Source organism: Klebsiella sp. K-3 (genome assembly GCF_051207495.1).
Lineage (GTDB): Bacteria > Pseudomonadota > Gammaproteobacteria > Enterobacterales > Enterobacteriaceae > Klebsiella > Klebsiella aerogenes.
On the sequence record NZ_JBPNXF010000001.1, the window covers coordinates 295,224 to 309,644 of the forward strand.

The window sequence follows — 14,421 nt, forward strand, 5'->3', positions numbered from 1 at the left end:
GTGGTTCAGGAGGAGAGAAGAGATATGAATATATCCGCTCAGGTGATTGACACTATCGTGGAATGGATTGATGACAATCTGCATCAACCGCTGCGAATTGATGATATTGCGCGCCATGCCGGATACTCAAAATGGCATCTGCAACGGCTGTTTTTACAGTACAAAGGGGAAAGTCTCGGGCGCTACATTCGCGAGCGTAAACTGCTGCTGGCGGCGCGCGACCTGCGCGATACCGACCAGCGGGTTTATGATATCTGCCTGAAATACGGCTTTGATTCTCAGCAAACCTTTACCCGCATCTTTACCCGTACTTTCAATCAGCCGCCGGGCGCGTATCGCAAAGAGAACCACAGTCGCGCGCATTGAGCGCCGGTCGCATACCAGTCCGCCTCTTCGGCGGGCTTTTTTTTGCTCGCTTGCGGCTTAATCTGCCAGCGAGAACCAGCGGCGCCATATCCAGCGCAATACCAGATACTCAACCACCCCCAGCGCTAAGAACCACAGGCAGAAGATCAAAGTATAGAGCTGGTTGAGATCCATCAGGTGGAAGGATGTGACTAGCTTTTGCGCCAGCGTCAGGCCGAGCGAGGGCGCCGGCAACAGCAAGCATGAGATCAGGGCTAACAGCAAAATGCCGGCGGCGGATAATAACGTTTCCAGCGGGTGTTTCATTATGATGTTAATCGTCAGTTAAAAAACATATTGTCCGGTAAAAAGTCCGTTAACGCAATATGCTTTATCTGCTGATTGATTTACGTCATTCATATTATTTCTAATATTATTAATAAAAAACCCTCTGTTAATTTATTGGGTAATATTTGTGATTAAGTTAATTTCACCTGGGTGTAAATTAACGTCATTTATTACCCCAGCATTTTTACAAAAGTATAGGTACTATATCCCACTATTGTGGCAATAATGATTGCCAACGCGACATACAGCGCCAGCCGGCGTCCGTGGTAGATTCCAAACATGTTTCACCTCGTTTATAAATGGTTTAGAAATACCCTGTAATATTTGTTTTTCAGAACCAACTTACCATGTATTTTTTAATTTGCGAGCAAATAAATGTTGTGGCTGGATAATTTGATCTTGCTCGCAAAACGCATTAATTCATTGGCCAGAAATGATTTCAGGCTTTCCGATTCCCGGAATTTAAAAGGAAACTTTATTTTGACCAGGATGATTAATCCCCACAACATCACGCCTTCGGGCGACGGCGCGCCGCAGCAGGCTTATCAGCAAACAGTCGAGGCGGTACTGGCGCAAAAAAAGAGCCATGCCGACGGTCTTAGCAGCGCTGAAGCCGCCGGTCGTCTGAAATCATACGGCCCTAACGCACTGCCGGAAAAGAAAGGCAAACCCGCATGGCTGCGTTTTCTCGCCCACTTCAACGATGTCCTGATTTACGTCCTGCTGGCCGCTGCCGCGCTTACTGCGGTGATGGGCCACTGGGTCGATACTCTGGTTATTCTTGGCGTTACCGTCATTAATGCGTTGATCGGTCATATTCAGGAGAGCAATGCCGAAAAATCGCTGCAGGGGATCCGCAACATGCTCTCCAGCGATGCCCGCGTACAGCGAAACGGCAAGCATGAAACGATTCCCACCCGTGACCTGGTGCCGGGCGATATTGTTATTCTGCGCGCCGGCGATCGCGTTCCGGCGGATCTGCGCCTGATTGAAAGCCACAATCTACGGGTAGAAGAGGCTATCCTCACCGGTGAGTCGACGGTGGTGGATAAAACCACCGTGACGCTACAGGGGGAATTGCCGCTGGGCGACCGCACCAATATGGTCTTCTCCGGCACCACTATCAGCGCCGGCAGCGGCGTCGGTGTGGTTACCGCTACCGGTCAAGAGACCGAGCTAGGCCACATCAATCAGATGATGGCGGCTATTGAAAAGCACCGTACTCCGCTGCTGGTGCAGATGGATAAGCTGGGGAAAGCGATTTTTGTCATCATTCTCGCGATGATGGTGGCGCTGTTCTTCTTCAGCCTTGCGTTGCGCGATATTCCGCTGGGCGAGCTGCTGCTGTCGCTGATTAGCCTCGCGGTGGCGGCGGTGCCGGAAGGCCTGCCGGCGATTATCTCGATTATCCTGTCGCTCGGCGTACAGGCGATGGCGCGCAAGCGGGCGATTATCCGTAAGCTGCCGACGGTTGAAACGCTTGGCGCGATGACCGTGGTGTGCTCGGACAAAACCGGCACCCTGACCATGAACGAAATGACGGTGAAAGCAGTCATCACCGCTGACTGCTGCTACCGCGTAGAAGGCGATAGCTATGAGCCGCAGGGGCGCATTTTCCAGGAAGGCAGCGACGAGCCGGTGGTGGTCCAGCCGGGTAGCGTTCTGGAAACCTACCTGCGCACCATCGATCTGTGCAACGACAGCCAGATCGTTCAGGACGAGCGTGGTCTGTGGGGTATCACCGGCGGCCCGACCGAAGGGGCGCTGAAGGTGCTGGCGGCAAAAGCCCGGTTAACGCCCCTCGTTACCCGGCTGGTGGCGAAGATTCCGTTTGATTCGCAGTATAAATATATGGCCACCCATCAGCAGATTGGCGATGAAGAGCGGGTGCTGATTACCGGCGCGCCGGATGTCATCTTCGCCCTGTGCGGCCAGCAGATGAGCAAACAGGGGCCAATGCCATTTGACCGTCAGTACTGGGAAGACGAAATGGCGCGCTTCGCCCGGCAGGGTTTACGGATGGTTGCCGCTGCCTGCAAACCGGCAGCAGTCGGTAGCACTACGCTGAGCCACGACGATCTGCGTGAAGGGCTGGTGTTCCTCGGCATCGCCGGAATGATGGATCCGCCGCGTCCGGAGGCGATTGACGCGATCCACGCCTGCCAGACAGCCGGGATCCGCGTGAAGATGATCACCGGCGACCACCCGCAGACGGCGATGAGCATCGGCCAGATGCTGGGGATCGCCAATAGCCGCCAGGCGATAACCGGCTATCAGCTTGAGCATATGGATGATGCCGAGCTGGCGAAGGCTGCAGTGGAGTTTGATATTTTCGCCCGTACCAGTCCGGAGCATAAGCTGCGCCTGGTAAAGGCGCTACAGGATAGCGGCGAAGTGGTCGGCATGACCGGTGACGGCGTTAACGACGCCCCGGCGCTGCGCCAGGCCGACGTGGGCATCGCCATGGGCATTAAAGGGACCGAGGTGACCAAAGAGGCCGCCGATATGGTGCTCACCGACGACAACTTCGCCACCATCGCCAGCTCGGTGAAGGAGGGGCGTCGCGTCTATGACAACTTGAAAAAGACCATCCTGTTCATCATGCCGACCAACCTCGCGCAGGGGCTGTTGATCATCATCGCGCTGCTGGCGGGCAATATTATTCCGCTGACGCCGGTGCTGATTTTGTGGATGAACATGGCGACCTCGGCCACGCTCTCCTTCGGCCTGGCCTTTGAAGCCGCCGAGCGCAACGTGATGAATCGCCCGCCGCGTAAGACCGGCCAGCACGTGATGGATGGGTTTGCCGTCTGGCGCGTCGCCTTTGTCGGTTCGATGATTGCCGTCGCCGCTTTTATTCTCGAAGCCTGGCTGGCGCCGCGCGGCCACAGCGCCGAGTTCATCCGCACCGTGCTGCTGCAGATGTTGGTGACCGCGCAGTGGGTCTATATGATTAACTGCCGCAGCAGCGACAGCTTCTCCCTGAACAAAGGATTGCTGCGCAACAAAGGCATCTGGTTGGTGACCGGCGTTCTGTTGCTGATGCAGTTGGTCATCATCTATGTACCGCTAATGCAGAACATGTTCGGCACCGAAGCGCTACCGCTGCGCTACTGGTTCGTGACCCTGGTAATTGGTGTGGCCATGTTCCTGGTGGTTGAAGTCGAGAAGCGGCTGACCCGCCGTTTGCGTAAACCTGCTTGATACCGTCCGGCGCCCCTTCAGGATTGAGCGGGCGCCATTTTCATTTAGCCAGGTTTTTTCTTTCTACGGTTATCATGGTGACGAAAGGGTGATACTGCCACGGTATGCCGCCGCCCTTTTGATACATTTTTGAAATCGTGCCGTCGAGGTACAGCATCTGGCGCACGTGGAGTTTGGACTGCGCGTAACAGGCAAAATCGTAGAAATTGGTTTCGCGCTCGCTAAGCATAAATACCACCCGTCCCTGTTTATCAATGCCGACGCCGTTGCGCAGCTTACGCGAGCTGGCGGAGGGCTTCAGCCGCCAGTTAATGGCGCCGTTTTCAATCAGCATCGGACCAGACTGCACGGCGTAGGTTATCTCAGGCGATGGCGTAAACTTGTTGATAGGCGTTATTCCCGCCCGCTGGCCTTTCAGCCAGAATACGCCGCCGGGGCGAATGAAAAAATTGCCGCCGCCGGAGGCGCGGTTGAGCGGCTTTAGCTGCTTGCCGTTTTCGATATACAAGCCCAGCGGCTCGTAGGCTTTATCGTATATCCCGCCGTTCATCGCCATCTGGACGCTGCCGTCTTTATTGATATCGGACAGCAGCGATCGTAACGATCCCCAGGCTTTACCATTTTGCTTTTGCCAGTACATTACGATGCGCTCTTGCTGCGGATTAACCGTATAGCTTTGCAAGATCAGCGTTGGGTCGGTGAGAGTACAGGCTGCATGGGTAAAGGCGGTGAAGGGGAGAAGCGCAAGAGGGATCAGGCGGCGTAATAACATGAACAATCCTTTTAAATATCCTGCGCCGAGTATACCCGTTTCGCTTCCTTATGCCGCCCAAATCTCGCAGTGCTTTTGTACCAGACCGATCAGCGAACCGCCGTTGGCGATGAATTCGCGCATCTGCTGCGCTTCGCTGATGGCGGACCTGGCCTGGCGCACAACCGATTCCAGCGCCGCGCTGGCGTGCACCTTATGGGCAAAGGGCGCCAATAGGTCGGCTAACTGAAGAATGTTCGCGCGGATGCTCTGTTGTTCGCCGGACCAGACATCGGTTATCACCCCTTCGAGGCCGTAGCGACAGGCCTGATAGCGGTTGAAAGGGTAGAGGAGGTAATCCTCCGGCTGATGTTTAAACGGTCGTTCGCTTAACAGCCAACAGGCCAGCGTCTGGATAAATCCGGCGATATTCACCGCCTGGCCTATCGTCAGCGGCGTATCCATCACCCGCACTTCGACGGTACCGAAAACCGGACTCGGGCGAATATCCCAGTGTAGATCCTTCATGCTGTCGATCATGCTGGTGTAGCTCAGGCGGCGAAATAAACGTTGAAAGGCCTGCCAGTTCTCTACCCACGGCATCGGCCCGTTATCGGGATAGGAAGAGAAACGGTTCAGGCGCGAGCAGGCGAAGCGGCTGTCGGTGCTGTCGAACCACGGCGAGGCGGCGTTGAGGGCGATAAAGTGCGGTACAAAGCGAGACAGCCCGTGTAGTAAATAGATGGCGTCATCGCCGTTCTGACAGCCGACGTGGACGTGCTGGCCAAACACCGTCGCCTGCTTTGCCAGATAGCCGAAGTGCTCGACGGTTTTCACATAGCGCGGGTTATCGCTGATTTGTTGACGCTGCCAGGCGTGGAAAGGGTGCGAACCGCCGCCGCAGATTTGCAGGTGGTGACGGAGTGCGGCGCGCTGTACCGCCTGATGGATGGCGCCGAGCTGTGTGGTGGCGTGGCTGATATCGCGACAGATGCCGGTCGCTATCTCCAGCATGCTTTCGGTGATGTCGTGTTTGGCCTCTCCCGCCGTCAGTTCATCCTGCACATCGGCAATCAGCGTGGAGGCATCCTGGCTGAGGTCGTATCCCGGCGGGTTGACGACCTGTAACTCCAGCTCAATACCAAGCGTAAAAGGCGCTGAGACGTGAAAATCGGGTAGCGTCATCGTCGTTCTCCTGTCCCCGCTTAAACTGCAAGTATAGGTGAAGCACAGAGAGTGCGGGCAGGATGAGAAAACCCCGGTAGCGCTGTCGCTTACCGGGGCTGCAACGTTGTGCGATTTGGTAGCCCGGATGAGCGCAGCGCAATCCGGGGTCCTGCTCGTTTAGCGGCGAACCGGCGCGTCGCCGGCGACATAGTACGCTGCGGTGCTGCGCGGTAACGACTGACGCCCGCGAATGGCATCGGCCATCTTCTCGCCAATCATGATTGTGGTGGCGTTCAGGTTGCCGGTAATAATCTGCGGCATAATCGATGCGTCGACCACACGTAATCCTTCTATGCCGTGGACGCGGCCTTCGCCGTCGACCACCGCCATGTCGTCGTACCCCATCTTACAGGTGCCGCACGGGTGGAACGCGGTCTCGGCGTGATTACGCACAAACTCATCTAACTCCGCATCGCTTTGGCACTCAACGCCAGGGCTAATTTCGCGTCCGCGATACTTATCCAGCGCCGGCTGGTTCATGATTTCGCGGGTAATACGGATGGCGTCGCGGAACTCCTGCCAGTCCTGTTCGCTCGACATATAGTTAAACAGGATTGCCGGATGGGCATGCGGGTCGCGCGATTTCAGACGCACGTGACCGCGGCTTGGTGAACGCATCGAGCCAACGTGGCACTGGAAACCATGCTCTTTAACCGCATTGGATCCATTGTAGTTAATCGCCACCGGCAGGAAGTGGTACTGAATATTCGGCCAGGCGAATTCCTCGCGGCTGCGGATAAATCCGCCCGCTTCAAACTGGTTGCTGGCGCCGATCCCGGTGCCGCCGAACAGCCATTCCGCGCCGATTTTCGGCTGATTCCACCACTGTAGCGCCGGATACAGCGACACCGGCTCTTTGCACTCGTACTGCAGATACATCTCAAGATGGTCCTGCAGATTTTCACCGACGCCGGGCAGGGCGTGGACCAGCGGAATATCAAACTGGCGCAGGAGTTCTGGGTTACCGACTCCGGAACGCTGCAGAATTTGCGGCGAGGCGATGGCGCCGGCGCACAGCAGCACTTCTTTATTGGCCATTGCTTTCGACGGCGCGCTGCTGTCGCCTTCCAGCCACTCGACGCCGACGGCGCGTTTGCCGTCAAAAATAATGTGATCGGTCATGGCGTGGGTGCGGATGGTCAGGTTCGCGCGGCTGCGGGCCTGATCGAGATAGCCGCGGGCGGTGCTGGCGCGGCGTCCCTGCGGCGTCACGGTGCGATCCATCGGGCCAAACCCTTCCTGCTGATAACCGTTGAGATCGTCAGTACGCGGATAGCCCGCCTGCACGCCGGCTTCCACCATCGCATGGAACAGTGGATTATTATTCTGTTTCGGCGTAGCGACGCTCACCGGGCCGTCGCCGCCGTGATAGTCGTTAGGGCCGATGTCGCGGGTTTCCGCTTTCCGGTAATAGGGCAGGCAGTCGAGGTAGCTCCAGTGTTCCAGCCCCGGCGCGGCGGCCCAGTTATCAAGATCCATGGCGTTGCCGCGGATGTAACACATGCCGTTAATCAGCGAGGATCCACCGAGCCCTTTACCGCGTCCGCACTCCATGCGGCGGTTGTTCATATAGGGTTCCGGTTCGGTCTCATAGGCCCAGTTGTAGCGTTTGCCCTGCAGCGGGAAAGCCAGCGCGGCAGGCATCTGGGTGCGGAAATCAAAGCGGTAATCCGGACCGCCCGCTTCCAGCAGCAGGACGGTGGTGTTGGGATCTTCCGTTAAACGCGTCGCGAGGACGTTGCCAGCGGAGCCGGCGCCAATAATGATGTAGTCAAACTGCAAAAATGACCTCCTGGTTAAAATATGGATTGAAACTGACCCATCTCAACCTGGATGGATTTCACTTGGGTATAGCTCTGTAGCGTCATCACGCCGTTTTCTCGGCCAATGCCGGAGTGCTTATAGCCGCCGACCGGCATTTCCGCCGGCGATTCTCCCCAACTGTTGATCCAGCAAATACCGGCTTCCAGCTGGTGGATGATGCGGTGAGCGCGGTTCAGATCCGGCGTGACGACGCCAGCAGCAAGGCCGTACTCGGTGGCGTTGGCGCGGCGAATCACTTCCGCTTCGTCGTCATAGCTGAGAATCGACATCACCGGTCCGAAGATCTCTTCGCGTACGATAGTCATGTCATCGGTGCAGTCGGTGAAGACCGTCGGGGCGACCCATGCGCCATTATCGAAGCCTTCGCCTTTCAGCACATCGCCGCCGCACAGCAGGCGAGCGCCTTCGCTTTTGCCGCTCTCGATATAGCGCAGTACATTCTGCCGATGCGGGAAGCTGACCAGCGGGCCGAAGTTGGTATCGTCGGCAAACAGGTCGCCGGCGCGGATACGGCCCACGCGCTGCAGGATCTTGTGTTCAAATTCGGCTTTAAACTTCGCGGGCACAAACACGCGGGTGCCGTTGGTGCAGACCTGACCGGAGCTGTAGAAATTGGCCATCATGGCGATATCGGCGGCGAGGTCGAGGTTGGCATCTTCCGCGATAATCAGCGGTGATTTACCGCCCAGCTCCATGGTCACCTCTTTTAAAGAAGAGGCGGCGGAGTTGGCCATGACTTTTTTGCCGCTGGCGACGCCGCCGGTGAAGGAGATTTTGGCGATATCCGGATGCTCGGTCAGGTACTGGCCGGTTTCGGCGCCGATCCCCGGCAGGACGTTGAAGACCCCTTCCGGCAGACCCGCTTCGCGGTAGATTTCCGCCAGCTTCAGCGCGGTGAGCGGAGTAACTTCGCTCGGTTTAAAGATCATCGCGTTACCGGCGGCCAGCGCCGGGGCCGATTTCCACAGGGCTATCTGGATCGGGTAGTTCCAGGCGCCAATACCGGCGACCACGCCAAGCGGCTCGCGGCGGGTGTAAACAAATGAACTGTCGCGCAGCGGGATCTGGCTGCCTTCCAGCGCCGGGATTAATCCGGCGTAGTACTCCAGCACATCGGCGCCGGTCACGATATCAACGGCGGCGGTTTCGCTCAGCGGTTTGCCGGTATCAAGCGTCTCCAGACGCGCCAGCTCATCGTTACGTTCGCGCAGGATATCAACCGCTTTACGCAGGATCCGCGAGCGCGCCATCGCGCTCATCGCCGCCCACACTTTTTGCCCCTGTTGGGCGCTTTTTACCGCGCGGTCGACGTCTTCACGCCCGGCGGCCTGGACGGTTGCCAGCACTTCCCCAGTGGCAGGGTTGATGGTCTCGAAAGTTTTACCGCTGGTGGCGGCGACAAACTTGCCGTGAATATAAAGCTGCTGTTCGGCCATTCGGGACATGGTTTCCTCCATTATTGCGAAGTCGGTGGCAGATACTGACTGATGAAATGGTCGGCGAGGGTTTCGGCACGCGTTTTGTCGAGCGGTTTACCGCTTAACGCCGCCCGCAGCCACAGGCCGTCGATCAGCGCCGCCAGACCGTAACCTGCTTCCTGCGCCTGCTCGCGGGGTAGCTGACGCTGAAACTCATACACGATATTCGATAACAAACGCTTACTGCTGACCTGCTGCAGGCGATAGAGCATCGGCTGATGCATACTGCTGGCCCAGAAGGCGAGCCACGCCTTCATCGCCGCGCTGCTTATCTGGCTGTCATCGAAATTGCCGGCGACGATGGCCCGCAGACGCCGTTCAGCGCTGGCGCCGGGTAGCGCCCGCAGCCGCTGTAACACCGCATGGCGTAGCTGGCCGGTGATGTCGCGCATCGTCGCTTCCAGCAGTCCGTTTTTATCCTTGAAATAGTGGCTGATGATGCCCGTCGATACGCCCGCCCGGCGGGCGATCTGCGCGATGGTGGCGTCATGCATGCCGACCTCATTAATCGCCGCCAGCGTGGCGTCGATCAGCTGCCGCTGACGTATCGATTGCATCCCCAGTTTTGGCATTTCCCGGACTCCATTCATCAGATTTGTTTATCTATTAAAGCGGTTTTTGATTGGACGTTCAATATAAAATGTGTCTTAATTGTTGCCGATTTGCTTTTTAATAGTTGCAATAAATGTAAGGAGAATGGATGACAGACCTTTCGCCGAGCAGAGAAAAGGACAAAATCAATCCGGTGGTTTTTTACACTTCCGCAGGACTGATTTTGTTGTTTTCCCTGATGACTATCTTCTTCAGCGATTTTTCCGCGGCCTGGATTGGCCGTACCCTGAACTGGGTTTCTAAAACCTTCGGCTGGTATTATTTACTCGCCGCCACGCTGTATATCGTGTTCGTCGTCTGTATTGCCTGTTCGCGATTCGGTTCGGTGAAGCTGGGGCCGGAACACTCGAAGCCGGAGTTCAGCGTGCTGAGCTGGGCGGCGATGCTGTTTGCCGCCGGTATCGGCATCGACCTGATGTTTTTCTCGGTCGCCGAACCGGTCACGCAGTATATGCAGCCGCCGGAAGGGGCGGGACAGACCATGGAGGCGGCGCGGCAGGCGATGGTGTGGACGCTATTCCACTACGGCCTCACCGGCTGGTCGATGTACGCCCTGATGGGAATGGCGCTGGGATACTTTAGCTATCGTTATAATTTGCCGCTCACCATCCGCTCCGCGCTCTATCCAATCTTCGGTAAAAAAATTAATGGCCCTATCGGCCACAGCGTCGATATCGCCGCGGTGATCGGTACGATTTTCGGCATCGCCACTACCCTCGGTATCGGCGTGGTGCAGCTCAATTACGGCCTGAGCGTGCTGTTCCATATTCCTGATTCATTGGGCGCAAAGGCGGCGCTGATTGTACTGTCGGTGATTATCGCCACCATTTCGGTGACCTCCGGCGTGGATAAGGGCATTCGCATCCTTTCCGAGCTCAACGTGGTACTGGCGCTGGGGCTGATCTTATTCATTCTGTTTATGGGCGATACCGAGTTCCTGCTCAATGCGCTGGTGTTGAACGTCGGGGATTACGTCAATCGCTTTATGGGAATGACGCTAAACAGCTTCGCCTTCGACCGCCCGGTTGAATGGATGAATAACTGGACGTTATTCTTCTGGGCCTGGTGGGTGGCGTGGTCACCGTTCGTCGGTCTGTTCCTGGCGCGTATTTCGCGTGGGCGCACCATTCGGCAGTTTGTGGTCGGTACCTTAATTATTCCGTTCACTTTCACCCTGCTGTGGCTGTCGGTATTCGGCAATAGCGCGCTGTATGAAATTATTCACGGCAATGCAGATTTTGCCGCCGAGGCCATCGCTCACCCGGAGCGCGGTTTCTATAACCTGCTGGCGCAGTACCCGGCGTTTACCTTTAGCGCCTCGGTCGCCACCATTACCGGCCTGCTGTTTTACGTCACCTCAGCGGACTCCGGCGCGCTGGTGCTCGGCAACTTCACTTCGAAGCTGAAGGATATTAATAGCGATGCGCCGAACTGGCTGCGCATTTTCTGGTCGGTGGTGATTGGCCTGTTGACCCTCGGTATGTTGATGACTAACGGCATCTCCGCGCTACAGAACGCGACGGTGATCATGGGGCTACCGTTCAGCTTTGTGATTTTCTTCGTGATGGCGGGATTATATAAGTCATTGAAGGTAGAAGATTATCGCCGCGAAAGCGCCAATCGCGACACTGCGCCGCGCCCGCTTGGCGTACAGGATCGTCTGAGCTGGAAAAAGCGCTTGTCACGCTTAATGAACTATCCCGGCACGCGCTATACCCGCCAGATGATGGAGACGGTATGCTTCCCGGCGATGGAAGAGGTGGCGCAGGAGCTGAAGCTGCGCGGCGCTTACGTTGAGCTGAAAAGCCTGCCGCCGGAAGAGGGCGATAACCTTGGTCACCTCGATCTGCTGGTGCATATGGGCGACGAACAAAACTTCGTCTACCAGATTTGGCCGCAGCAGTACTCGATTCCCGGTTTTACCTATCGGGCGCGCAGCGGCAAATCGACCTACTACCGTCTTGAGACTTTCCTGCTGGAAGGAAGCCAGGGTAACGACCTGATGGATTACAGCAAAGAGCAGGTGATCACCGATATTCTCGACCAGTACGAGCGACACCTGAACTTTATTCATCTACACAGGGAAGCGCCGGGGAATAGTGTTACCTTCCCTGGAATGTAAAACTTTCTTTTACCAGGGCGTCATGTAATAAATGACGCCCTTTTTTGCAATCTAATACATTGTCAATTTACAGCTTTAATTATTAAATAGCCATTTAATGTACTATTTGTGCTTAATTAAATTTTTATCTTTGTGTTATTACTGGTTGTCATATAGTCATGGGTGGATATCTACGCTTAAATATCGTTATTTGCAAATAATGGAATGAAATAATGAGTCCTGTAGGATTATTTCCTGGGGCGACAACGATATTTAGCCGTATATCTGTTGAGGTGCCGCTTGAGGGGTTTTCATTCTGGAAATTATCCGGAGATGAGGCAATCTCCACGCCATTTTCTTTTGAAGCCGTGTTACTGGCGGCGGAAGCGCGTATCGACCGTAGCGCCTTGCTGGGCGAATCAGTTACGGTTGCCGTTCCTGTAAAAAACGCGTTCGAGCCGCGATATTTTAATGGCAAAGTCACCGGGATTGGCGTGGGCGCGATAGAGTTATCAGGAAACCGATATGCGGCTTATTCTCTGACGCTTGAATCGGATTTATGGCCGATGCAGCGCGATCGTAATTCGCGTATCTTTCAGGAAAAAACAGTTCCGCAGATTGTGGTCATGCTATTGGCTGAATACCAGGTAAATGTTGAAGATGCGCTGCTGGAACAATATCGTGTCTGGGATTACTGTGTTCAATATCAGGAAAGTAGTTTTGATTTTATCAGCCGCTTAATGGAGCACGAAGGTATTGCTTATTATTTTCGCCACGATCGCAATAAACATACGCTGGTTCTGGTTGATGCCGCTGAAAGTTATCATTCGATTACTGGTTATGAAGACATTCCCTACCAATACACATCATTGCGTGGAAGTACGCCGACCGAGGGCATCTCACGCTGGGCGATGCAGGATAACGTCACACCGGGGCTATATAGCCTTGATGATTATGATTTTCGTAAACCGAATGCCTGGTTGCTGCAGGCGCGACAAAATCCGCTCTCCCCACGGCCGGGAAAAATTGATGTTTATGACTGGCCAGGCCGCTTTGTGGAGCATGAACAGGGAGCAAACTACGCTCGTCTTCGTCAACAGCGCTGGCAGGTGGAACAGCATAAAATTAACGCTACCTCGACGGCGCCGGGCATTGCGCCTGGCGCGCGATTTCAATTAAGCAACGCGCCGTTTTTTGGCGACAATGGCGAATATCTTACCATCCAGGCGCATTATGAATTCGAGGAAAACCGTTACGCCAGCGGGGTTGATAATCAGGCCATTCAGCGCATTGATTTTGTCGTGATCCCGTCGTCTACCGTCTTCCGTCCGCCACAGGCGACACCCTGGCCGCGTACCTATGGTCCGCAGACAGCAAAAGTGGTTGGCCCGCGTGCAGAGAGTATCTGGACCGATAAATATGGACGCGTCAAAGTTAAATTCCACTGGGATCGTGAAGGAAAGAACGACGATAGCAGTTCCTGTTGGGTGCGCGTATCGAGTGTCTGGGCAGGACAGGGGTTTGGCGGGATACAGATCCCGCGGGTCAATGATGAAGTGATCGTTGACTTTATTAACGGCGATCCCGACCGCCCAATAATTATCGGGCGCGTTTATAACGAATCTAGTTTACCGCCGTGGGCGCTTCCGAACGAGGCCACGCGGATGGGTTTTATGACCCGTAGCAAAGATGGGCATAAAGATAATGCGAGCTATCTTTTCTTCGAAGATCGGGCGGGCAGCGAATCGGTTGATTTACACGCTGAAAGAGATATGAATATTTCAGTAGAGAACGATAAAACTGCGGCTATTGATGGCCACTATCTCACAAAAATAGGCAAAACGCAGACCCATGAAGTGATGGATGACGCCGCTTTTACTTATCAGGCCAGGCGTACCACCCGGGTTGAAAAAGCAGAAGAGTCCATTTTTAACCAGGGTGAAACCAAGACAATCGCGAAGGGGAGAAAACTGGCCATCACCGATGGCGGCGATTTTTCACAGATTAACGGTGACGTGACGACAATCATTAATGGTACGGTTTGCACGACAATAAACGCCGGCGATCGGTACCTGACCCTGGAAGATGGCAGCATGTGGCTGAAGGTTTCCGCGGGAGGACGGCATGTTGAAATCCACAACGGCGATGAATTAATCGTCCGTAGCGGCGGGCGTAAAAATACCATCATCGGCGGATTAACAACAACCGTAGCAGGAGGTTGGGCCCAAAAAGTGACTACAGGTGATATCGAGATATCGACTCCTGATACCATGATATTGCGAGGAGAAAAGAAAATTGACCTCCAGTGCCCGGATTATTTTGAATATAAAGCGGTGGCGATGTCGGTCAAACTTAATGATACCGCGCTGGCCCTAACAGAAATTAGCGTCAAAGGATTAAAATACGAGACTATTCCTGTGGTATTTAAATTTCGCGGCGGCGGGGCGCATTTTGAGATCAACGGTAATAGGCTGGAGTATAATTTATTGTCTTTGCAGACCGCACTATTAACAATCATTACATGAGAAATA

10 protein-coding genes are annotated in these 14,421 nt (G+C 55.1%); 4 read left to right on the top strand and 6 right to left on the bottom strand.

Going from position 1 to position 14,421, the window contains the following annotated elements:
* Positions 1-24: 24 nt before the first annotated feature.
* Entirely contained in the window at positions 25-366 is a 342-nt protein-coding gene (locus tag ACSEMK_RS01405; RefSeq protein ID WP_015367806.1) for a RamA family antibiotic efflux transcriptional regulator, read from the top strand.
* Positions 367-423: 57 nt separating this feature from the next.
* Here the strand turns inward: ACSEMK_RS01405 and ACSEMK_RS01410 are convergent, their stop codons facing one another.
* Positions 424-672, bottom strand: coding sequence for a DUF1158 domain-containing protein (locus ACSEMK_RS01410; protein ID WP_015367805.1), 249 nt, complete (start codon positions 670-672; stop codon positions 424-426).
* Between the two features lie 501 nt (positions 673-1,173).
* On the opposite strand from ACSEMK_RS01410, the gene ACSEMK_RS01415 reads away from it, so the two are divergent.
* Complete coding sequence (locus ACSEMK_RS01415; protein ID WP_430914408.1) at positions 1,174-3,897, top strand: cation-transporting P-type ATPase; 2,724 nt, start codon at positions 1,174-1,176, stop codon at positions 3,895-3,897.
* 40 nt (positions 3,898-3,937) lie between these two features.
* Here ACSEMK_RS01415 and ACSEMK_RS01420 read toward each other — a convergent pair whose 3' ends face one another.
* The 5 genes from ACSEMK_RS01420 to betI form a co-directional block, all read right to left on the bottom strand.
* Positions 3,938-4,669 (bottom strand): phosphodiester glycosidase family protein, encoded by a 732-nt coding sequence (locus ACSEMK_RS01420; protein ID WP_213794450.1) that lies wholly within the window; start codon positions 4,667-4,669, stop codon positions 3,938-3,940.
* 48 nt (positions 4,670-4,717) lie between these two features.
* Positions 4,718-5,833, bottom strand: a complete 1,116-nt coding sequence (locus tag ACSEMK_RS01425; protein WP_430914407.1) for a YbdK family carboxylate-amine ligase — start codon at positions 5,831-5,833, stop codon at positions 4,718-4,720.
* 159 nt (positions 5,834-5,992) lie between these two features.
* On the bottom strand, positions 5,993-7,657 hold the full coding sequence (gene betA / locus ACSEMK_RS01430; protein WP_430914406.1) for a choline dehydrogenase: 1,665 nt from the start codon (positions 7,655-7,657) through the stop codon (positions 5,993-5,995).
* A gap of 14 nt (positions 7,658-7,671) precedes the next feature.
* Positions 7,672-9,144, bottom strand: coding sequence for a betaine-aldehyde dehydrogenase (gene betB / locus ACSEMK_RS01435; protein ID WP_048230691.1), 1,473 nt, complete (start codon positions 9,142-9,144; stop codon positions 7,672-7,674).
* A gap of 11 nt (positions 9,145-9,155) precedes the next feature.
* Positions 9,156-9,749 (bottom strand): transcriptional regulator BetI, encoded by a 594-nt coding sequence (betI, locus tag ACSEMK_RS01440; protein WP_430914405.1) that lies wholly within the window; start codon positions 9,747-9,749, stop codon positions 9,156-9,158.
* A gap of 128 nt (positions 9,750-9,877) precedes the next feature.
* Between betI and betT the strand changes: the two genes are divergently transcribed.
* Complete coding sequence (gene betT, locus ACSEMK_RS01445) at positions 9,878-11,911, top strand: choline BCCT transporter BetT (RefSeq protein WP_015704693.1); 2,034 nt, start codon at positions 9,878-9,880, stop codon at positions 11,909-11,911.
* 212 nt (positions 11,912-12,123) lie between these two features.
* Positions 12,124-14,415 carry a type VI secretion system Vgr family protein gene (locus ACSEMK_RS01450; protein WP_430914404.1) on the top strand — a complete coding sequence of 764 codons (2,292 nt, stop codon included), beginning with the start codon at positions 12,124-12,126 and terminating at the stop codon, positions 14,413-14,415.
* Positions 14,416-14,421 lie beyond the last annotated feature (6 nt).

Excerpts from the sequence above, each read along its gene's own strand:
- ACSEMK_RS01405 (WP_015367806.1), top strand. The coding sequence starts at position 25 with ATGAATATATCCGCTCAGGTGATTGACACTATCGTGGAATGGATTGAT.
- ACSEMK_RS01410 (WP_015367805.1), bottom strand. The coding sequence starts at position 672 with ATGAAACACCCGCTGGAAACGTTATTATCCGCCGCCGGCATTTTGCTG.
- ACSEMK_RS01420 (WP_213794450.1), bottom strand. The coding sequence starts at position 4,669 with ATGTTATTACGCCGCCTGATCCCTCTTGCGCTTCTCCCCTTCACCGCC.
- ACSEMK_RS01425 (WP_430914407.1), bottom strand. The coding sequence starts at position 5,833 with ATGACGCTACCCGATTTTCACGTCTCAGCGCCTTTTACGCTTGGTATT.
- betB (WP_048230691.1), bottom strand. The coding sequence starts at position 9,144 with ATGTCCCGAATGGCCGAACAGCAGCTTTATATTCACGGCAAGTTTGTC.
- betI (WP_430914405.1), bottom strand. The coding sequence starts at position 9,749 with ATGCCAAAACTGGGGATGCAATCGATACGTCAGCGGCAGCTGATCGAC.
- betT (WP_015704693.1), top strand. The coding sequence starts at position 9,878 with ATGACAGACCTTTCGCCGAGCAGAGAAAAGGACAAAATCAATCCGGTG.
- ACSEMK_RS01450 (WP_430914404.1), top strand. The coding sequence starts at position 12,124 with ATGAGTCCTGTAGGATTATTTCCTGGGGCGACAACGATATTTAGCCGT.